The organism is Mesorhizobium robiniae, assembly GCF_040545535.1.
Taxonomy (GTDB): domain Bacteria; phylum Pseudomonadota; class Alphaproteobacteria; order Rhizobiales; family Rhizobiaceae; genus Mesorhizobium; species Mesorhizobium robiniae.
Window position 1 is genome coordinate 544522 of record NZ_JBEPMC010000003.1, and the last position, 19157, is coordinate 563678.

19 protein-coding genes and 1 pseudogene are annotated in these 19157 nt (G+C 63.3%); 14 read left to right on the forward strand and 6 right to left on the reverse strand.

Annotation, left to right across the window (positions count from 1 at the left end; genetic code table 11):
* The 3 genes from ABID19_RS10770 to ABID19_RS10780 all read left to right on the forward strand — a co-directional run bounded on the left by ABID19_RS10770 (position 1) and on the right by ABID19_RS10780 (position 3501).
* The gene (locus tag ABID19_RS10770) at positions 1–696 is read left to right on the forward strand and encodes a response regulator transcription factor (protein WP_354490305.1); all 696 of its coding nucleotides are present in this window, start codon (positions 1–3) and stop codon (positions 694–696) included.
* Positions 693–2270 carry a sensor histidine kinase gene (locus ABID19_RS10775; protein WP_435528708.1) on the forward strand — a complete coding sequence of 526 codons (1578 nt, stop codon included), beginning with the start codon at positions 693–695 and terminating at the stop codon, positions 2268–2270. The genes ABID19_RS10770 and ABID19_RS10775 overlap by 4 nt, the downstream gene beginning before the upstream one ends.
* A 64-nt stretch (positions 2271–2334) precedes the next feature.
* Positions 2335–3501, forward strand: coding sequence for an NAD(P)/FAD-dependent oxidoreductase (locus ABID19_RS10780; RefSeq protein WP_354490310.1), 1167 nt, complete (start codon positions 2335–2337; stop codon positions 3499–3501).
* A gap of 72 nt (positions 3502–3573) precedes the next feature.
* Here the strand turns inward: ABID19_RS10780 and ABID19_RS10785 are convergent, their stop codons facing one another.
* Positions 3574–3999 carry a GNAT family N-acetyltransferase gene (locus tag ABID19_RS10785; protein ID WP_354490312.1) on the reverse strand — a complete coding sequence of 142 codons (426 nt, stop codon included), beginning with the start codon at positions 3997–3999 and terminating at the stop codon, positions 3574–3576.
* Positions 4000–4160: 161 nt separating this feature from the next.
* Between ABID19_RS10785 and leuD the strand changes: the two genes are divergently transcribed.
* A complete protein-coding gene (gene leuD, locus ABID19_RS10790; protein WP_354490314.1) occupies positions 4161–4766 on the forward strand; it encodes a 3-isopropylmalate dehydratase small subunit in 606 nt (201 codons plus the stop codon).
* Positions 4767–4839: 73 nt separating this feature from the next.
* Positions 4840–5779 (forward strand): annotated as a pseudogene (locus ABID19_RS10795) (hypothetical protein).
* 116 nt (positions 5780–5895) lie between these two features.
* Here ABID19_RS10795 and ABID19_RS10800 read toward each other — a convergent pair.
* Positions 5896–6690, reverse strand: a complete 795-nt coding sequence (locus ABID19_RS10800) for a lytic murein transglycosylase (protein ID WP_354490316.1) — start codon at positions 6688–6690, stop codon at positions 5896–5898.
* A 264-nt stretch (positions 6691–6954) separates the two neighbouring features.
* On the opposite strand from ABID19_RS10800, the gene ABID19_RS10805 reads away from it, so the two are divergent.
* The 8 genes from ABID19_RS10805 to rpsP all read left to right on the forward strand — a co-directional run bounded on the left by ABID19_RS10805 (position 6955) and on the right by rpsP (position 15125).
* Positions 6955–8202 carry a flavin monoamine oxidase family protein gene (locus tag ABID19_RS10805; protein ID WP_354490318.1) on the forward strand — a complete coding sequence of 416 codons (1248 nt, stop codon included), beginning with the start codon at positions 6955–6957 and terminating at the stop codon, positions 8200–8202.
* A 97-nt stretch (positions 8203–8299) separates the two neighbouring features.
* Positions 8300–9397: a zinc-binding metallopeptidase family protein gene (locus ABID19_RS10810; protein WP_354490320.1), complete on the forward strand. Its 1098-nt coding sequence runs from the start codon at positions 8300–8302 to the stop codon at positions 9395–9397.
* Between the two features lie 63 nt (positions 9398–9460).
* Positions 9461–10060, forward strand: a complete 600-nt coding sequence (locus ABID19_RS10815; protein WP_352936653.1) for a DUF1236 domain-containing protein — start codon at positions 9461–9463, stop codon at positions 10058–10060.
* A gap of 204 nt (positions 10061–10264) precedes the next feature.
* Positions 10265–11209 carry a CPBP family intramembrane glutamic endopeptidase gene (locus ABID19_RS10820; protein ID WP_354490322.1) on the forward strand — a complete coding sequence of 315 codons (945 nt, stop codon included), beginning with the start codon at positions 10265–10267 and terminating at the stop codon, positions 11207–11209.
* Between the two features lie 67 nt (positions 11210–11276).
* Positions 11277–12218 (forward strand): glycosyltransferase, encoded by a 942-nt coding sequence (locus ABID19_RS10825; RefSeq protein ID WP_354490324.1) that lies wholly within the window; start codon positions 11277–11279, stop codon positions 12216–12218.
* Between the two features lie 545 nt (positions 12219–12763).
* Positions 12764–14341, forward strand: coding sequence for a signal recognition particle protein (gene ffh / locus ABID19_RS10830; RefSeq protein WP_354490325.1), 1578 nt, complete (start codon positions 12764–12766; stop codon positions 14339–14341).
* Positions 14342–14348: 7 nt separating this feature from the next.
* A complete protein-coding gene (locus tag ABID19_RS10835; RefSeq protein ID WP_352936661.1) occupies positions 14349–14675 on the forward strand; it encodes a chorismate mutase in 327 nt (108 codons plus the stop codon).
* A 48-nt stretch (positions 14676–14723) separates the two neighbouring features.
* Positions 14724–15125 (forward strand): 30S ribosomal protein S16, encoded by a 402-nt coding sequence (gene rpsP, locus ABID19_RS10840; protein ID WP_354490326.1) that lies wholly within the window; start codon positions 14724–14726, stop codon positions 15123–15125.
* A gap of 79 nt (positions 15126–15204) precedes the next feature.
* Here rpsP and ABID19_RS10845 read toward each other — a convergent pair whose 3' ends face one another.
* From ABID19_RS10845 to ABID19_RS10855, 3 genes are all read right to left on the reverse strand, one after another.
* A complete protein-coding gene (locus ABID19_RS10845) occupies positions 15205–15468 on the reverse strand; it encodes a YMGG-like glycine zipper-containing protein (protein WP_354490328.1) in 264 nt (87 codons plus the stop codon).
* 155 nt (positions 15469–15623) lie between these two features.
* Complete coding sequence (locus ABID19_RS10850) at positions 15624–16034, reverse strand: DoxX family protein (protein WP_354490329.1); 411 nt, start codon at positions 16032–16034, stop codon at positions 15624–15626.
* A gap of 235 nt (positions 16035–16269) precedes the next feature.
* Positions 16270–17175, reverse strand: a complete 906-nt coding sequence (locus tag ABID19_RS10855) for a bestrophin family protein (RefSeq protein WP_354490331.1) — start codon at positions 17173–17175, stop codon at positions 16270–16272.
* A gap of 156 nt (positions 17176–17331) precedes the next feature.
* On the opposite strand from ABID19_RS10855, the gene ABID19_RS10860 reads away from it, so the two are divergent.
* Complete coding sequence (locus ABID19_RS10860; RefSeq protein WP_354490332.1) at positions 17332–17745, forward strand: ACT domain-containing protein; 414 nt, start codon at positions 17332–17334, stop codon at positions 17743–17745.
* Positions 17746–17943: 198 nt separating this feature from the next.
* Here ABID19_RS10860 and ABID19_RS10865 read toward each other — a convergent pair whose 3' ends face one another.
* Entirely contained in the window at positions 17944–18978 is a 1035-nt protein-coding gene (locus tag ABID19_RS10865) for an aspartate-semialdehyde dehydrogenase (RefSeq protein WP_354490335.1), read from the reverse strand.
* Positions 18979–19157: the final 179 nt, after the last annotated feature.

Consider the following 19157-nt stretch of genomic DNA (forward strand, 5'->3'; position numbering starts at 1 on the left):
ATGCCGCATCACATCCTGGTCGCCGACGATGATCCGCACATCCGCGAAATCATCTGCTTTGCGCTCGAAAAGGCGGGGATGAAGACGGTTGCCGTAGCCGACGGCGCCGCCGCCTTGCAGGCGATCGAACGCCGACCGCCCGATCTTGTCGTGCTCGACATCGGCATGCCGGAAATGGACGGGCTGGAGGTCTGCCGGCGGCTCAGGCACACATCCGACGTGCCGGTGCTGTTCCTGTCCGCGCGTGATGAAGAGATTGACCGCATCCTTGGGCTCGAAATGGGTGGCGACGACTACGTCATCAAGCCGTTCAGCCCGCGCGAACTGGTCGCCCGCGTCAATGTCATCCTGCGGCGCGCTCGCCCGACAAAGGCCGAACAGGCCGACGACAGGCAATTCTCGCATGGCAAGCTCGCCTTGGTGCCGGCCAGCCATGCGGCCAGTTTCGACGGCCAGCCGCTGGTGCTGACGTCGATCGAGTTCGCGATCCTGAAAGGGTTTCTGGCGCGTCCGGCGCATGTGCTCGGCCGCGACATGGTGATGGCCAATGCCTATGCCGCCAACATCCATGTCGCCGAGCGCACCGTCGACAGCCATATCCGCAACATCCGCGCCAAGTTGGCGGCGGCCGGCTGCACGGACGCGATCGAGACGGTTCACGGCGTCGGTTTCCGGCTCGGCCGGTGCGGCGCGTGAACACCCAAAAATGGATTGGCAGCAAATGGCGGCCTCGCCTCGCCACCATCGTAGTTGCCATCCTGATCATGGTGATGGCGCTGCCGCTGGTCGGCTTGTTCTTCTTCCGGCTCTACGAGAACCAGCTGATCCGCCAGACCGAGGCCGAGCTGATCGCGCAAGGTGCCGCCCTTGCCGCCATCTATGCACAAGAGATCCGTGACGCCGGCATCCCGGCCGAGAAGCTCGGCGCGGCGGTGCCTGCCGCCAGTGCCAGCGATTCGAACTCCCCCTATCGGCCCATCGAGCCGCACCTCGATCTTGCCTCCGATACCGTTCTGCCGACCCGGCCTGCGGCGACAGCTGCCGCCATCGATCCTGCCTTCGCGGCGGTCGGGGCGCGGCTATCGGGGATTCTTGCCGAGACGCAGAAAACCACGCTTGCCGGCTTTCGGTTGCTCGAGGCAAAAGGCGTCGTCATCGCCGGGCGCGAAGAGGTCGGCCTGTCGCTCGGCGCGGTCGCGGAGGTTCGCGAAGCGTTGGCCGGCCGCTATGCCAGCGTGCTCAGGCTGAGGATCTCCGACGAGCCGCCGCCATCGCTCTATTCGGTGAGCCGCGGCACGAGAGTCCGCGTCTTCGTCGCCCTGCCGGTTGCGGTCGACGGCAAGGTCGCCGGCGTGGTCTACCTGTCGCGAACGCCAAACAATATCGTCAAGCATCTCTATGGCGAGCGCGGCAAGGTGGTGCTGGCGACGATCGCCATTCTCGGCGGCACGCTGCTCATCGCGCTCGTCTTCCTGCGCACCGTCAGCCGGCCGATATACGCGCTGATGGAACGAACGAAACGCATCGCCGCCGGCGACCGCGAAGCCATCAGGCCGCTCGACCATCACGGCACGCGCGAGATGGCGGCACTTTCCGCCGCCTTCCTCGATATGGCCGAAAAGCTGCATGAGCGCTCGGACAGCATTCAGACCTTTGCCACTCATGTCTCGCACGAACTCAAATCGCCGCTGACGGCGATCCAGGGGGCCGCCGAACTGCTGCGCGATTCGGGCAGCACAATGGACGAGGCCGAGCGGCGTCGCTTTTCCAACAACATCGTCACCGACGCCGGCCGGCTCAATTTGCTGGTGCGCCGCCTGCTCGACCTGGCGCGCGCCGAAAATCTGGCGCCCAGCAGCGAAAGCACATCGATTGACGCCGCACTGGCGCTGCTGCCGGCCAAAGACAGGCTGGCGGTGCGCGTCGCGGCCGGCGGCGATATCGGTCTGCGCATCTCGGCCGAGAACGCGGCAATCGTGCTCGCCAATCTCACCGACAATTCGGCGCGGCATGGCGCAACGCTGGTTTCGATCACGGCAGCGAGCGCGCACGGCAAGGCGACGATCCTGGTGAGCGACGATGGTGCCGGCATTTCGCCCAGCAACCGGGCCCGCATCTTCGAGCCATTCTTCACCACGCGCCGTGATTCAGGCGGCACCGGCATGGGCCTCGGCATCGTGCTGGCCCTCCTGAAAGCGCATGATGGCACGATCCGGCTGGTTGACTCCGAGCGCGGCACGCGCTTCGAGATCATCCTGCCGATTGTGTAAATTGGAGCCTGATTCCGAAGACCGGCTTTCGGGATCATGCTTCAGAACTGGAGACGCGGAAAACGTGCGCTACGACATCGTCATCATCGGCGGAGCCATCGTCGGCTCCTCGATCGCCTACTATCTGCGCGAGGAAGGGTTTTCGGGCTCGATCGCGCTGGTCGAGCGTGATCCGCAATTCGCCCATGCGGCAACGACGCTGTCCTGCGCTTCCATCCGCCAGCAGTTTTCCATCCCAGAAAACATCCGGCTGTCGCAGTTCACGCTGAAACTGTTCCGGCGGCTGACGGAAGAGTTCGGGGCGGACGCAGATATCGGCTTTCGGGAAGGCGGCTATCTCATCCTCGCCGGCGAGAACGGGCTGCCGATCCTGCGGGCCAACCACAAGGCGCAGATCGCCGAGGGGGCCGACATCGTGCTTGAGGATGCCGAGGCGTTGGTGCGTCGCTTCCCGTGGCTGTCGGCAGAGGGCATCACCGCCGGCGCCTATGGCCGCACGGGCGAGGGCTGGTTCGACGCGCATGCGATGCTGATGCTGTTCCGCAAGGCGTTGCGCGAGAAAAAGATCGATTTCGTCACCGCCGATGTGACCGGCATCGAGCGGCAGGGCGATCGTATCACCAGCATCAGCCTCGACAATGGCGAGCGGCTCGAGGCCGGCGTCGTCGTCAACGCCGCCGGGCCGAATGCCGGCAAGGTGGCTGATATGGCCGGGCTGGCGCTGCCGGTGGAGCCGCGCAAGCGCAATGTGTTCGTCTTCGAGGCACGCGAAAAATATACCGACATGCCGCTGCTGGTCGACCCCTCAGGCATCTATGTCAGGCCGGAAGGCTCGGTCTACATCACCGGCGGTGCCGAACCGGAAGAGGGCGACGGTCCTGCCGACCCCGGCGATTTCGAGCCCGACTGGCCGCTATTCGAAGAGGTGATCTGGCCGGTGCTGGCGACCCGTATTCCCGCCTTCGAGGCAATCAAGCCGACACGCGCCTGGGTCGGTCATTACGACTACAACACGCTCGACCAGAACGCGGTGATCGGCCCGCATCCCGAGGTGAAGAATTTCCTCTTCGCCAACGGTTTTTCCGGCCACGGCCTGCAGCAGGCGCCGGCCGTCGGCAAGGCGCTGGCCGAGTTGATCATGCATGGCGGCTACCGCACGGTGGATTGCACGGCGTTTGGGTATAGCCGTGTCGCCGAAGGCCGGGCTTTTCGCGAGCTGAACGTGATTTGAGGGCACGACGTAGGGCGCGCGAAGGATCGCAGCAGGCGACGTGACTGTCGTCGCGATGGTCTTGGCAACGCGTCAGTGCTCGCGGCCGAACCAGAACGCGTCGGGCATGCGCATCATGCCGATCCGCTCGTAGAAGCCGACGGCATCGGGCACGGAAATCAATGAGATGGCGACGGACGGCCCGAGCTGCCGGCGCACTTCGTCGAGCAGGCCCTTGCCGATGCCGAGCCCTTGCGCCGATTTGCAAACGGCGAGCTCGGAAATGTAGCATACCCACGAAAAGTCGGTGATGCCGCGGGCGAGGCCAATCAGCGGCTTGCCGGGCGCATCGAGGCGCGCCGTCAACACTATATCCGCGCTGGCAAGCATCGTCTTCAAACGGGCTTCGTCATCGATAGGGCGGGTAGCGCCGAGGCCGGATTCCACCAGCACGCGGCGGAACTCGGCAGCGTCGAGGGTTGGTTCACTGGCGTAGAGGATTTTGGGTCGCGTTGTCATGCCGGTGAAAGTGCACCATCGGGCGGCGGTTTTGAAGCTGCTTGGTGCTGATCTCGTGTTCCGGGACCACGAGCGAAGACAGCCACCTTTTATTTGCCCGCCTCTTTGTGTAAACCGGGCGCCAACACATCCCCGCAGCGAAAAGAAGACGGGCAAAGACCATGGAAAAATTCACCAAGCTCACCGGCGTCGCCGCACCCATGCCGATCGTCAATGTCGACACCGACATGATCATCCCCAAGGATTATCTCAAGACGATCAAGCGCACCGGTCTCGGCAGCGGACTGTTCGCCGAAATGCGCTACAAGGACGACGGTTCGGAAAACCCTGATTTCGTGCTCAACAAGCCTGCCTACCGCAAAGCGCAGATCCTGGTCGCCGGCGACAATTTCGGCTGCGGCTCTTCGCGCGAGCATGCGCCGTGGGCGCTGCTCGATTTCGGCATACGCTGCGTCATCTCGACCTCGTTCGCCGACATTTTCTACAACAACTGCTTCAAGAACGGCATCCTGCCGATCACCGTCAGCCCGGAGGATCTGGAGAAGCTGATGGACGACGCCTCGCGCGGCTCCAACGCGACGCTGTCGGTCGACCTGGAAGCCAAGGAAATCCGCGGACCGGACGGCGGTGTGGTCACGTTCGACCTCGACGACTTCAAGCGGCACTGCCTGCTCAACGGGCTCGACGACATCGGCCTGACCATGGAGAAGGCCGGCGCCATCGCCTCGTTCGAGAAGAAGAACGCCGAGCTGCGTCCCTGGGCGTAAACGGCGAGATCTGAACGGATAGAGGCCGGCGAAGCAGCCCGATGGCCGCACAAGCGGTAAACGGAGGACAGCCATGACACGCTCGCTTCCTGCCGGCGCCTGCGCGCTGGTGTTGATGCTCCTGCCCGCAACGGCCATCTATGCCCAGACGCAGACGCCCGCCGCGCAACAAACCCCGGCTGCGGGCGATCAGCCGGCGACCGATCAAGGCGCCGGCAGCGACGATGCGGGCGGCTGTCGACGACGATAAGCAGGCGCCGATACCGTTCGAGGGCGGCCAGCTGACCATCACGCAGCAGGAGCAGTACGGCGAGAAGGTGCTTGCCTTCGACGGCAAGCAGTTGGCGAGCAACTACGATGTCTTCTTCGACAAGATCGTCGAGATCGGCGGCGTCAAGGTGGCGCTGGTCGATGTCGGCGACGGCGGCAACCAATGCGGCCCGGCCAAGGTGATCGTGTGGAAGCCGGAAGGCGGCACGATCCAGAGCACCACCGTCGAGCAGGACGAATGCGGCGCGCCGCCGGCCGCGGTGTCCGACGACGCCATCTATTTCGTGCCTTATCTGCTGCCGGGAGATTCCAAGCCGGCGCTGCAGTGGTCGCCGACCGGCGGCTTGTCGACCTCGGGCAATCTCACCTACATGCCGGAACCGGGTACCGACTGGAAGGATATCGATCCGGCGAAATACGACAACATCATCGACGCTCTCCACAATGAGGCCGTCTACAAGGCGGCTGAAAAGCTGCTCGGCAAGGACATGCCCGATATGGCGACCAGCCTGCTGGTTGGCGGCGGCACCGAGAAGACCGCCTCGGGCGCCTTCTATGCCAGCGGCTGCGTGCCGCACGATTGCGGCGGCAATGACGGCTTCATGGCGGTCGATCCGGCCAACCAAGAGCTCTATTTCGCCCGCCGCGGCGACACCCTCGAGCCTGACGCGTGGCCAGCTGTGAACACGTGGCCCGCCGAGGTCAGGCAAGCGATGGACAAGGCGTTCGGCTCGCCGAATTAGCTTCTTTGCCTCGCGCTTTCGTTCCGGAGCGGGGCCGAGCGGCGGCAGTCGTCACTTTAGAGCATCAACAAAAAGCCCGGCGCATGGCCGGGCTTTCCGTCGAATAGAGATTTCTATCAATCCCCATCGATCGCCGTGGCCATGCGGGCGATGGCCTGTTGATAGACGCTGGCGGAATTCCAGCCAGCAATTGCGCCCATATTCGCCTGATAACCCGCGCCGGCCTGCCAACCATGACCCTTGAGGAAGTTGGCAGTGGAAGCCAACGCGGTGCTCTTGTCGCGAAGATTTTTGCTGCCGACGCCGTACTTCAAAACATTTCCGGGCAGGAACTGCGTGTGGCCAATCTCGCCATGCGCGGCACCGACCGACGAGGCGCTCAACGCTCCGCGATCAACCAGCTTCAGGGCTGCAATGCCGTGCGGATAAAAGAACTCGGGGCGGCGGCAATCATAGGTAAGCGTTAAAATGGCAGAGACGGTATTCTGTTTGCCCATCGAAGCGCCGAAGCCAGTTTCCATACCCCAGATGGCGAGCAACACACCCGGCGGCACGCCGTAGGTCCGTTCGATCTTGTCGAACAGCGCCGCGTTCGACTTCTTCAGCGCGCGGCCCTTGGCGATGATCGCGGATCCGCCACGGCGCTTCATGAAACTTTCCACGGAGCCGCTGAAGGCTTTATGAAGGGCGCGGTCGACGGCGATCGTCTTTGTTGCGTAGGTCGCACGAGCCAGAGCGGCCAGACCCTTCGAGCCTACACCGTTGGCCTTGGCCTCCGCGGCGAAATCCGCCTTCCACGCTTCGAAGCCCGCGCTCGTCCTGCCGCACTGGGCGGCCTGTGCACCCGTTGCCGCCGTAAGCATCATCAATGCTGCCGCCGCGAAAATCTTTCCCTTGGCAAGAAATGCCATGTTGCTCTCCTGGTTACCTGGATCACGTCCCAAATACGAATTTGCCAGCGAAACGCGCGCTTGTCACTGTTGGAGCGGGGTTCGTCCGCCTGGACGCAGTACGCTCCTACACTTTAACTCTGCGCATCATGCTTTCTGAAAATCGATCCTGATTTTCAGGCCGATGCGCTAAGAAGTCGTTTACGCATGCCCGCCGCAGCGCTGGCGAATGCCGGAGAACTTGCTTACGATCAAGTAATTATTGTGGCGGGGGCTGGAATATTGATGGATGACGTTGATGTCGTGGTCATCGGCGCCGGCTCGGCGGGACTTTCCGCCGCCAAGACCCTGCGTGCAGCCGGCCTTTCTTTCAAGCTTTTCGAAGCGATGAACCGGATCGGGGGGCGCGCCTGGACCAGCGATCAGCATTTCGGCGTTCCTTTCGACATCGGCTGCGCCTGGCTGCACGCGGCCGACCGCAATCCCTATTTTCCCGAGGCGCAAGCCGCCCGCTGGACACTCCACCATCACGACATGAATGTCGATCATCTCTATTATCGCAACCGAAAGGCGAGCGAGGACGAAGAGGCCGCAATGAAGGCGGCCGATATCAGGCTGTTCGAGTTGCTGGCGGCGCATGAGGTCAGCGATGGCGACGACGACCGCCTTTCGGCGTTGCTCGCCAGGGGCCATGCGCCGCGCGCCGCCGCCACCTTCGCCGGGCCGATGGATTTCGGCGCCGACGAGGACGAGATATCGATCCGCGACTTTCAGGCCGCCGCCGATCTCGAGCCGAACTATTTCACCAAGGAAGGGTTCGGCGCTTTGGTCGCCCGTTTTGGCGCAGACGTGCCGGTCGAGCTGTCGACGCCGGTGCGGAAAATCCTCTGGGACGTGCCTGGCGTTGCCTGTGTCACCGATCGCGGCACCATCCGCGCCAAGGCAGCCATCGTCACCGCCTCGCCGGCGGTGCTCGCCTTCGAGGAGATCGAATTCTCGCCGGCACTGCCCGACACGCATTTCGCTGCCTTCTTCGACCTGCCGATGGGCATGCTGACCAAGCTGCCGGTTGAAATCAGTGGCACAAGGCTCGGGTTGGCGCCGTTCGACGACCTGCTGATCGAGCGGCTGGCCAGGCACGACATCTACTTCCTTTGCTTTCCTTTCGACCTCGATCTGATGGTCGGCTTCGTCGGCGGCGATTTCGCCTGGGAGATGTCGGCGGCGGGCGAGGCGGCAGGCGTCGACTTCGTCGTCGACCGGCTGTGCGCCATCTTCGGCAGCGACGTCAGAAAACATGTCGGGCGCGCCATGATGACCAATTGGGGCGGCGAGCGATTCGTGCGCGGCGCCTATGCGGCGGCCCGCCCCGGTCGTTCGCAGGCGCGCGCCACGCTGATGCAGCCAGTGGCAGAAAAAATCTTCTTCGCCGGCGAGCATCTGGCCGGTCCGCTGATGCAGACCTGCGGCGGCGCCAGACTGTCGGGCGAGGCAGTGGCAAGAGCGGTCGCCGCCCAGCTTGCGGCAAAATAGCATCGGCAGGAACGCCGGTCGCTGATAGGCGTTTGGGCGAAATGCCGCTCCGCACTATATCCGGACCTGATGATTTGAGACCTGATTTGAGATTGGGATGAAGCTCTTCGATTGCCCGCATTGCGGCCACCGCCTCTATTTCGAGAACGCCCAGTGCCTGAACTGCGCCAGCTCCGTGCTCTACGATCCCGGACACGCGCGCTTCGTGTTGTCTGGCGTCGATGGCGTTTTCCAGTGCACCAATGCCGACGAGTGCGCCTGCAACTGGATGGCGGAACCGGGCCATGCCTTCTGCCGCGCCTGCATGCTGAACCAGTTGATTCCGGACCTTTCGGTCGATGGCAACCGCCGTCGCTGGATCCGCGTCGAAGCGGCAAAGAAGCGGGCAATCTATTCGCTGCTCGCAGCCGGACTGCCGGTCGCGCCCAAGCGGAACGCCGGCGACGAAGCCGGTCTCGCCTTCGACTTCCTCGCCGATCCGATCGGCGGCGGGCCGGGTGGCGGCCGTATCCTCACCGGCCATGGAAACGGCCTGATCACGCTCAATGTCGCCGAGGCGGACTCGGCCGAGCGTGAAAGACGGCGCGTCGAGATGGGGGAGAACTACCGCACTTTGCTCGGCCATTTCCGCCACGAGCTCGGCCACTATTACTGGGACCGCCTGATCCGCGACGATCCGCAACGGCTTGTCGCTTTCCGCGCTTTATTCGGCGACGAGCGCACCGATTACGAGCAGGCGCTGAAGGCATACCATGCCAATGGCGCTCCGCCCGACTGGCAGCAGGGCCACATTTCGGCCTATGCCACGTCCCATCCCTGGGAGGACTGGGCCGAGACATGGGCGCACCATCTGCACATCACCGATACGCTGGAGATGGTGCACGCGTTGAATTTCCCGCTCGGCCGGTTGGAAACCGTGGAGGCCAACGACCTGTCGCGGGGCGACACCGGCGGCCAGCTGCAACCGGCGCCGTCGGAACCTGCCGCCGTTCCCGAACCGTTCGAAAAGATCCTGGCGCGCTGGCTGGTGCTGTCGGAAGCGTCCAACTCGATCAACCGCTGCATGGGCCTGCCGGACCTCTATCCCTTCGTCATCTCGGAGGTGACTGCACGCAAGCTGGCCTTCGTCCACGAACTCCTGACCGGTGTAGCGAAAGAAACTGGAACAAAACGTGAGCCGGCCGAAGCGTTTTAGCCGGAACGCATGAGGTGTTGTTTCGTTTTCGTTCGCGAGGGACCCAAAAACGGAGCGAAAACCATGAAGCGCATACTGTTTCCTGCTGTCGCCGGAGCGCTTGTCGCTATGTCCGGCGCAGCCTTGGCCGATACTGCCGTCTCGGCTGTCGCCGATCTCAATGTGCGCGCCGGCCCCGGCCCGCAATACCCGGTTATCGGCGTGCTCGCCGCCGGCCAGTCGGCAACCCTCGATGGCTGCATCCAAAACAGCAAATGGTGCACCATAGCCGAGGCCAACGGCCAAGGCTGGATCTATTCCGACTATGTGACGGCCGATTTCGGCGGTAACAAGGTCGTCCTGACCGAGCGCCCTGATGACGCAGACATTACCATCGTCGAAGCGCCCGCCGACGTCGACTACCCCGACACCTATACCGGAGCGATCGTCGCTGGCGATCCGATCGAGCCGATCAGGCGGCCACCGGCCGAAGTCCGAACTTATATCGATACGAACCGGCTCGACCCGGTCTATCTCGAGGGCGAGGTGGTTACGGGCGCGACATTGCCCGATACCGTCGAGTTGCGCGAGATTCCGGACTATGACTACCGCTATGTCTATGTGAACGGCCAGCCGGCACTGGTCGATCCGGGCACCCGACGCATCATGTACGTCGAGCGCTGACGTCACCAAGCAATCAGGCGGCCGCCGGGCAAGAGCCAATGGCGGCCGCCGCTTTTCCGATATCTTATTAACCTGAGCTTCCCGCTGGAGCGGCCGCCGCCGCGCCAGCTCTTTTGTTTGAACTCCGGATTTCCCAAAACCGGTTCCACTTTTGGATACAATGCTCTAGATCATGCGACCCGATGCATCAGGCAAGGAACCCGCGTGACGATCGATCCAACCGCTTTCGAGCGTTACCGGCATATCCCCAACGCCAAGACGACGCTGCCGCGCCTGCTGCTCGGAACGGCGATCGTCATCCTGTTCTGGGTCGCGACAACCATCGCCGTGCTGTTCGGCGGCGCCTATCTTTTTGTTGTCTGGCAGGCATCATCGGCCCCGATAGACGGAGAGGCGGTGCAGAACTTCATGGCTTCGCCCGCCGGAATCCTCGCCGCGCTCGCCTCTTTTGCCGGAATCTGGCTCGGCCTGTGGGTTGCCATGCGCTGGGTCCATCGTGAGCCGCTGTCGGCGCTGATCGGCGCCAGCCGCCGCGTTTCGCGCTCGGGATTCCTCAACGGATTGGCCGCGGTGCTGGTCACTTCGGCGCTCTCCGAAATCCTGCTCTATCTCTTGCAGCCTGACATTGCGCGCGGAGCGATCGGCTTGTCGTCCTGGCTGCTGTTCCTGATCCCGATCGCCGTGCTGACCCTGTTGCAGACTTCGTCCGAGGAAGTGCTGTTCCGCGGCTATTTCCTCAGGGGCTTGGCCAACCGGTTTAAAAGCCCCTTCATCTGGGCATTGCTGCCGGGACTTCTGTTCACCTCGATGCATTGGAGCCCAGGCTCGAGTGCTGCCATCAACGCCTGCGTGCTGGCCTCGATCGCCGCTTTTGCGCTGCTGCTGACGCTTGTGGTCTATGCTACGGGCAATCTCGGCGCTGCCTTCGGCGCCCATCTCGGCAACAATCTGATCGGTTTCCTGCTGATTTCCCATCAGCAAAGCTACAATTCCTTCGCGCTGTTCAACGCCAAGCCGCTCGAAGGCCCGGGCTGGACGACGCTTGACGCCGTACTCATCGCGGCGATCGGCATCGTCTGCAGCTTGTTGACGATCCTGCTGCTGCTGCATCCGCGCTCGCCGCTGAAGGTCGAACCGGACAGATCATGATCCCAGAAAGCGGAATCCGGTTTTTGGGTAAGATCATGGTCGGGCAAAAAACTGGCGTGCCAAGCTGATGCGCATCACACTGGCGGTGACCGGATCCATCCCCTCCAGGGGCTATGGCGGCACCCAGCGCCAGGTCGACTGGTTGGCTGGAGAATTTGCCCGGCTTGGCCATCGCGTCGTGCTGATTGCCGACCCCGGCTCGAGCCACCCCCTATGCGAGGTGCGGCATGCATCTTCGGAAGCGCAATGCCGGGCCGCCATCCCCGCGGACGCCGATATCGTCCACTTTCACGGCTGGTTTCTCGACGTTCCGTTCCCAACCCTCAACACGACGCACGGCATTTCCCCGGAAAGGCCCAGGCCGCAGGCAAACTGGAGCTTCGTCAGCGCCAGCCACGCGCGCAACCACGGCAGGAAGACCTTCGTCTACAACGGCTTTCCGACTGACGCTTACCGCCTGGCCGGTTCGAAGAACGACCACCTTCTGTTTCTCGCCGGCATCGCGCGCGCCAGCAAGAATCTGAATCGCGCGGTCGATCTCGCGAAAAAATTCGATTTCGTCCTCGATATCGCCGGTGGTTCGCGCTGGAAGCTTTTGACGCGCAGCCAGGTCCGGCGCGACGGCGTTTTCTTCAAGAGCCTTGGCAGCCGCTTTCGCTTCCATGGCGTCGTCGACGGCGACGAAAAACTGCGCTTGCTGGGCACGGCAAAGGCCTTTCTCAACCCAATCGCCTGGGAAGAGCCGTTCGGCATGGCGCCGGTCGAAGCGATGTTGTGCGGAACGCCGGTGCTGACGACGCGGCGCGGCGCCATGCTCGAGATCGTCGACGACGACACCGGGCGATTCTTCGACAGCGATGAGGAATTCGCTGCGGCCCTCGACGCCGTCGCCGGCCTTTCCCCGCAGCGCTGCCGGGACTCCGCCGTCGACCGGTTTCCGATCACCCGCACCGCAAAAGGCTATCTCGATCTCTATGCCCGGATTCTTGATGGCGAAACGTTGCCATGAATCGCCCCTTTTTTCCTTCTCCCCTTGTGGGAGAAGGTGGATTGGCGCGCAGCGCCAAGACGGATGAGGGGTGTTGGACGGAGTGCCGTCATTGCAATCTGGAACACCCCTCATCCGACCGAGCTTCGCTCGGCCACCTTCTCCCACAAGGGGAGAAGGGAAGGGCCGCACCTGGCCGTATTCGGCCCACGCCTTGACTCCGCGGCCGATTTCCTGTCTACACGCCGCGAATTCCGCGACGAGTATCCCTCCGAGCAAGCCGACCGGGACGCCGAAGCCTCTTTGAGGTGACGTGCTGTAAATCGATCCTGGAGGCCAACATCCGGCAGCGCTGTGCGCCCCCGGGTGCTTTTTGGCTTTGGGCTTTTGCCCGGACTGCTTGGACACTGGGCGCGAACGCATTACCTCTCGGGCATCATTCGGGTGCCAGGGAAAAGGAAAAAGAATGTTTGAATCGCTACAGGAACGCACAAGAGGCGTGGAGGGCCGCAGGCCTGACGGGGATCAGCATGAATCCAAGGCGCTCTCGCACGGCGGTTTGACCGATGTTTGAGTCCCTGCAAGAGCGCCTTGGTTCGATCCTGAACGGCCTCACTGGCCGCGGTGCCCTGTCCGAGGCCGATGTCTCGGCGGCGTTGCGCGAGGTGCGCCGTGCGCTGCTCGAGGCGGACGTGGCGCTGGAAGTGGTGCGTTCGTTCACCGACAAGGTGCGCGAGAAGGCCGTCGGCGCCGCGGTAGTGAAGTCGATCAAGCCCGGTCAGATGGTCGTCAAGATCGTCCATGACGAGCTGGTCGAGATGCTGGGCGCCGAGGGCGTCGCCATCGACCTCAACGCGCCGGCTCCGGTCGTCATCATGATGGTCGGCCTGCAGGGTTCCGGCAAGACGACGACATCGGCCAAGATCGCCAAGCGCCTCAGCGAGCGTCAGAACAAGAAGGTCCTGATGGCCTCGCTCGATACGCGGCGTCCCGCCGCGCAGGAGCAGCTCCGTCAGCTCGGCGAGCAGGTCAAGGTCGCGACGTTGCCGATCGTCGAGGGCCAGACGCCGGTCGACATCGCCCGCCGCGCCGTGCAGGCGGCAAAGCTCGGCGGCCATGACGTCGTTATCCTCGACACCGCCGGCCGCACCCATATCGACGAGCCGCTGATGGTCGAGATGGCCGACATCAAGAAGGTGTCGTCGCCGCACGAAATCCTTTTGGTGGCCGATTCGCTGACCGGCCAGGACGCCGTCAATCTGGCGAAAAGCTTCGATGAGCGCGTCGGCATCACCGGCCTTGTGCTGACCCGCATGGACGGTGATGGCCGTGGTGGTGCGGCACTTTCCATGCGCGCCGTCACCGGCAAGCCGATCAAGCTGATCGGCACCGGCGAGAAAATGGACGGGTTGGAGGAATTCCATCCCAAGCGCATCGCCGACCGCATCCTCGGCATGGGCGATATCATCAGTCTCGTCGAAAAGGCTGCCGAAAACATCGACGCCGAGCAGGCGGCGGCGATGGCCAAGAAGATGCAGTCGGGCAAGTTCGACCTGAACGATCTTGCCGGCCAGCTTCAGCAGATGTCGAAGATGGGTGGCATGGGCGGCATCATGGGCATGATGCCGGGCATGGGCAAGATGAAGGACCAGATGGCCGCCGCCGGTCTCGACGACAAGATGTTCGGCCGCCAGCTCGCCATCATCTCGTCGATGACCAAGGCTGAGCGCGCCAATCCCGATATTTTGAAGCACTCGCGCAAGAAGCGCATCGCCGCCGGCTCAGGCACCGATGCGGCCGAGATCAACAAGCTCCTGAAGATGCACCGCGGCATGGCCGACATGATGAAGGCGATGGGCGGCAAGGGCAAAGGCGGCGGCCTGATGCGCGGCATGATGGGCGGCCTGGCGCAGAAGATGGGCCTCGGCGGCATGATGCCAGGGGGTATGGGCGGCGGCATGCCGGACCTGTCCAAGATGGACCCCAAGCAGCTCGAAGCCTTGCAGAAGCAGGCCGGTCTCGGTGGCATGAAAGGCCTGCCCGGTGGCCTTCCCGGTGGCGGCGGCCTGCCTGGGCTGCCCGGCGGTATGAAGCTTCCCGGTTTGGGCGGCGGCGGTTTGCCCGGCCTCGGCAAGAAGAAGTGAGGGCGCCATGAACGAAGAAAAGGACATGGCCGACGCATATGCGGCGCTGGTCGACTACCGCGCCTCGATCGACAACATCGACGCAGCGCTCATCCACATGCTGGCCGAGCGTTTCCGCTGCACCAAGGCGGTCGGCGTGCTGAAGGCGTCGCACGGCCTGCCGCCGGCCGATCCGGCACGCGAGCAGCAGCAGATCGCCCGCCTTCGCCAGCTGGCGAAGGACGCCCATCTCGACCCGGATTTCGCGGAGAAATTCCTGAACTTCGTCGTCCGCGAAGTGATCCGGCATCACGAGCAGATCGCCGCATCAAACGGCGTAACGAAAACCGGCTGACAACAGCCATAACCCCGATCAACGAAAATCAGAGTTTAGGAGAAAAAAATGCCACTGAAAATCCGACTGGCCCGTGCGGGCTCGAAGAAGCGTCCTTATTACCATGTCGTCGTCGCCGACGCCCGTTCGCCGCGCGACGGCCGTTTCATCGAGTCGCTCGGCTCGTGGAACCCGCTGCTGCCCAAGGACGGCGAGCGCGTCAAGGTCGATGCCGACCGCGTCAAGCATTGGCTCTCGCACGGCGCCCAGCCGACCGACCGCGTGCTGCGCTTCCTTGACGAGGCCGGCATTGCCAAGCGCGAGGCCCGCTCCAACCCGAAGAAGGCCGAACCCGGCAAGAAGGCGCAGGAACGCGCCGCACTGCTGAAGAAGGCGCAGGAAGATGCTGCCGCCGCCGTTGCCGCGGCGACAGCCGCGCCGGCCGAGGCGGAAGCCGCGACCGCCGAATAATTCGCTTTCTATCACCTACGAAACGGCGGGCGCTTTTGTCCGCCGTTTTGCTGTTTCGTCCGACTGTGACGCGGCCCGATCAGTAGCCTTCAGGGCAGCGGGCGGTGTAGACGCGTCCATTGCGACCGCGATAGCGACACTGGCCGCTTTCGGTGGCGCGACCGATCAGCGCGCCGGCGACGGCACCGACCGCGCCGCCAACCACAGCTCCCTCCACCGGATCGCCTGCCACGGCAGCGCCTACAGCAGCGCCACCCAGGCCACCGACAGCAGCGCCCTGTTCTGTCCGGGAACAGGCTGAGAGCGAGACTGCCAATACCATCAGGACTACGAGTTTCTTCATCGTCATTCCTCCCAAACGGGGGTTTTCCGTCCTCACCGCCACATCTCCTAACTCGCAACCGGGCGATTTGATCCAAGGACAAAGAAGAAGGGCGGCGGCAGGAAGTGCCCTCGCTGGCGGCGCGACAGCTATCAAAAGCCTTTCTAGGCCGCCGCTTAAGACGTGAACGGGATCAGCGCGCGCACCCTGGGATCGCGCAGGAACAGCCCACCCCACAGCATAAATCCAAGATAGACGCCGAACAGCGTGTGCGAGAACAGCGGGCTGCCGATGCGTATATGGGTTGCGATGGCGCCGCCGAGATAGGCGGTGAGCAGAATGGCGCCGAGCACCGAGGTACGCGGCACCGCATAGAGCGCGGTCGAGACCAGCCCGATGATGCCGAGCGTGCGCGAGACGTTGGGATTGGCCGGCCAGCCGAGCTGCACCATGGTCTGGGTGACGATGTCGAGCGGCGGCAGCTTGATGACGCCGTCGAAAATCATGAACAGCACGATGAGAGCGCTGAGCCCACGGCTAGTCCACAGCGCGCGCGGCGTGACGGATGCTGTTTGAGAAATGGTCATTGATGTTCCCCTCAGCTGTTTTGAGCACTGATCCTCTTAGCCAGGACCCGAACCAAGGACGCGGCGTGAGCTGACGATCCGACACGCCTAAGATTTTTGGGCGCGGTGCTGCGATGAGTGCGGGAACAAAACCCTAGAGTGGTTCAGCTTTTGATAGAACCGCCGAACCGCTCTAAGTATTTGTTTTTACGCAATTCCGGACGGAAAACTGCCAAGCACTTTTCCTGGAATTGCTCTAGGAATAATAGAATTTTTCGGCGGGGATCATTTTCGGCGGCGTCTCGCCGAGTGCCTCGAACACCGAGATTTCACAGACGCGGCACAGGCCGTCGAGGGCGAGATCGTTGGCCTCGGTGCCGAACGGATCCTCGAGCTCTTCCGAAAGCGCGTCGAGGCCGAAGAAGGTGTAGGCGATCAGCGCGGTGAACAGCGGCGTCGCCCAACCGGCAGTCGAGGCGAGCCCAAACGGCAGCAGCAGGCAGAAGATATAGGCGGTGCGCTGCAACAGCAGCGTGTAGGCAAACGGAAGCGGTGTTCCCATGATGCGCTCGCAGCCGGCCTGCGCCGCGGCGATTTCCGACAGGCGCTCATCGAGAATGCGGTAACCCATGACATCGATCGCGCCGGCCCTGTACAGCGCGGCGGCTCGCTCGCCCATCCGCCGCACCATGGCGTCGGGCGCATTGGCCGCCTTGGCGGCACTTTCGGCGTCGTCGCCGATGAAGGCGCGTGCCTCGGCTGTTGCATCCACCCGCCTGAGCAGGCCGCGCAGGAAGTGGCAAAAGGCGATCGCCTCCATCAGGAAGCCGCGCAGTTCCGCCCGGTTTTCGATCAGCCCGGTGCTGGCTCGCGCCAGATTTCGAATGTCGAAGACGAGCTGGCCCCACAGCTTGCGCGCCTCCCACCAGCGGTCATAGGCGGCATTGTTGCGGAAGCCGAGATAGATCGACAGCGCTACACCAAGCAAGGCGAACGGCGCAGGGCCGGCATTGCCGAAATCGAGCTTCAGCGCCCTGAACACCAGCACCACCACGGCGCCATAGACGCCGAAGCCGAAGATCTGCGGCAGGATGCGCGGTACCACCGAGCCGCGCAGGATGAAAAACAGACGCAGAAATCCCGGGCGCGGGCGAACGATCATCGAAACCCCTTTCACGGACCGGCAATGGTCCTGATCAGTTACATTGTGCGGTTCAATACACGCACAAGCCCGGCTGCCAGCGACATGCCGATGTCGTCTTGCCTGGATGGGGCAGAGCACGCTATCGAAATCTGCAAGACGTTCGGGAGCAAATCGATGGCCGGCGAGACGGACCTGAAGAAACTGCTGGCGACGATGACGCCGGAATTGCGTCCCGGCATCCATGTCTTCGCCACACTGCCGCCCGATGCGCCCGTGCCAGACATCCTCGAGCCGGTGATGCTGTTTCGCGAGCGCGAGGGCATAACGGTGATCGCGCTAGAGGAGAAAGCCAAGGCCGCTGGCCTGGAAACCGTCTTCCGCTGCCGGATGGTGACGCTGAATATCCACTCCTCGCTGGAGGCGGTAGGCTTCCTCGCCGCCATCACCACGCGTCTGGCCGCCGCCGGCATGGGCGTCAATCCGGTCTCGGCCTTCTACCACGACCATCTGTTCGTCCCGGCCGACCGGGCGGAGGAGGCGATGGCGATGTTGGAAAAGCTGACGGAGGAGCACCGGCTGCCTACTTGAGACGCCGGTGCCGCCCCTCATCCCCAGCCGGGACCTTCTAACCTCCGTCAACGGGAGAAGGGAACTAACGGCCGAAGGCCGAGCCCGCGACTGCGGGCCGCCGGCTTTCCGGCGCCCCGCGGAGGGCCCGCCGCGGCAGCGGCGATACGGCCCGTGAGCGAAACCTAAACGGCCGAAGGCCGAGCCCGTGAGCGAAAATCAAGCCGCCTTCTTCTTCGGCTGGATCAGTCCGCGCTCGATCAGCAATTCGGCGATCTGCACCGCGTTCAGTGCGGCGCCCTTGCGCAGATTGTCGGAGACGATCCACATCGACAGGCCGTTGTCGATGGTCGAATCCTCGCGGATGCGCGAGATGAAGGTGGCATCCTCGCCGGCCGATTCCAGCGGCGTGATGTAGCCGCCGTCCTCGCGCTTGTCCAAAACCTGGCAGCCGGGGGCATCGCGCAGGATCTCGCGTGCCTCGTCTGCGGTGATCGGCTTTTCGAACTCGATGTTGACCGCTTCCGAATGGCCGATGAACACCGGCACGCGCACGCAGGTCGCCGTCAGCTTGATCTTGGGGTCGAGCATCTTCTTGGTTTCGGCGACCATCTTCCACTCTTCCTTGGTGAAGCCGTCGTCGAGGAAGACGTCGATATGCGGGATGACGTTGAAGGCGATGCGCTTGGTGAACTTCTTGACGTCGACCTGGTCGGCGACGAACACCGCGCGTGTCTGCGTGAACAATTCGTCCATGCCTTCCTTGCCGGCGCCGGATACCGATTGATAGGTGGCGACGACGACGCGCTTGATGGTGGCGAAGTCGTGCAGGGGCTTCAGCGCCACGACCAGCTGCGCCGTCGAGCAATTCGGATTGGCGATGATGTTCTTGCGCGTGAACAGCGAAATCGCGTCCGGGTTCACTTCCGGCACGATCAGCGGCACGTCCTGGTCGTAGCGGAAGGCCGACGAATTATCGATGACGACGCAGCCCTGCTTACCGATCTTCGGCGACCATTCCTTGGAGACGTTGCCGCCGGCCGACATGATGCAGATGTCGGTGTCGGAAAAATCATATTGGTCGAGCGCCCTGACCTTCAGCGTGCGGTCGCCGAACGACACTTCCGTGCCCTGGCTGCGCCGCGAGGCCAGCGCCACCACTTCGCTCACTGGAAAGCCCCGCTCTTCCAGTATGTTGAGCATTTCCCGGCCCACATTGCCTGTGGCGCCGACGATTGCAACCTTGAAACTCATCGAAATCTCCTGTCCTCTCCGCTCGGTTTTTGAAGAAAACCCGCCGGCCGATGCGGGTTTCAACCCCCGGGCCGGACCCGGGAGAGGGTGGTTAGGCCAAGGGAATCAGACCGTTTTAGTGGTCGGTTTACCGGCTTCTTTGACCAAGAATGGGATTTTGCTGGAACGAGGAGACGCGC

Bases quoted from the DNA above. Each gene is read 5' to 3' on its own strand.
- ABID19_RS10825 (WP_354490324.1), top strand. From the start codon at position 11,277: ATGCGCATCACACTGGCGGTGACCGGATCCATCCCCTCCAGGGGCTAT.
- ffh (WP_354490325.1), top strand. From the start codon at position 12,764: ATGTTTGAGTCCCTGCAAGAGCGCCTTGGTTCGATCCTGAACGGCCTC.
- ABID19_RS10785 (WP_354490312.1), bottom strand. From the start codon at position 3,999: ATGACAACGCGACCCAAAATCCTCTACGCCAGTGAACCAACCCTCGAC.
- ABID19_RS10835 (WP_352936661.1), top strand. From the start codon at position 14,349: ATGAACGAAGAAAAGGACATGGCCGACGCATATGCGGCGCTGGTCGAC.
- ABID19_RS10815 (WP_352936653.1), top strand. From the start codon at position 9,461: ATGAAGCGCATACTGTTTCCTGCTGTCGCCGGAGCGCTTGTCGCTATG.
- ABID19_RS10770 (WP_354490305.1), top strand. From the start codon at position 1: ATGCCGCATCACATCCTGGTCGCCGACGATGATCCGCACATCCGCGAA.
- ABID19_RS10855 (WP_354490331.1), bottom strand. From the start codon at position 17,175: ATGATCGTTCGCCCGCGCCCGGGATTTCTGCGTCTGTTTTTCATCCTG.
- ABID19_RS10800 (WP_354490316.1), bottom strand. From the start codon at position 6,690: ATGGCATTTCTTGCCAAGGGAAAGATTTTCGCGGCGGCAGCATTGATG.
- ABID19_RS10860 (WP_354490332.1), top strand. From the start codon at position 17,332: ATGGCCGGCGAGACGGACCTGAAGAAACTGCTGGCGACGATGACGCCG.
- ABID19_RS10805 (WP_354490318.1), top strand. From the start codon at position 6,955: ATGGATGACGTTGATGTCGTGGTCATCGGCGCCGGCTCGGCGGGACTT.
- ABID19_RS10865 (WP_354490335.1), bottom strand. From the start codon at position 18,978: ATGAGTTTCAAGGTTGCAATCGTCGGCGCCACAGGCAATGTGGGCCGG.
- ABID19_RS10850 (WP_354490329.1), bottom strand. From the start codon at position 16,034: ATGACCATTTCTCAAACAGCATCCGTCACGCCGCGCGCGCTGTGGACT.
- rpsP (WP_354490326.1), top strand. From the start codon at position 14,724: ATGCCACTGAAAATCCGACTGGCCCGTGCGGGCTCGAAGAAGCGTCCT.
- leuD (WP_354490314.1), top strand. From the start codon at position 4,161: ATGGAAAAATTCACCAAGCTCACCGGCGTCGCCGCACCCATGCCGATC.
- ABID19_RS10810 (WP_354490320.1), top strand. From the start codon at position 8,300: ATGAAGCTCTTCGATTGCCCGCATTGCGGCCACCGCCTCTATTTCGAG.
- ABID19_RS10845 (WP_354490328.1), bottom strand. From the start codon at position 15,468: ATGAAGAAACTCGTAGTCCTGATGGTATTGGCAGTCTCGCTCTCAGCC.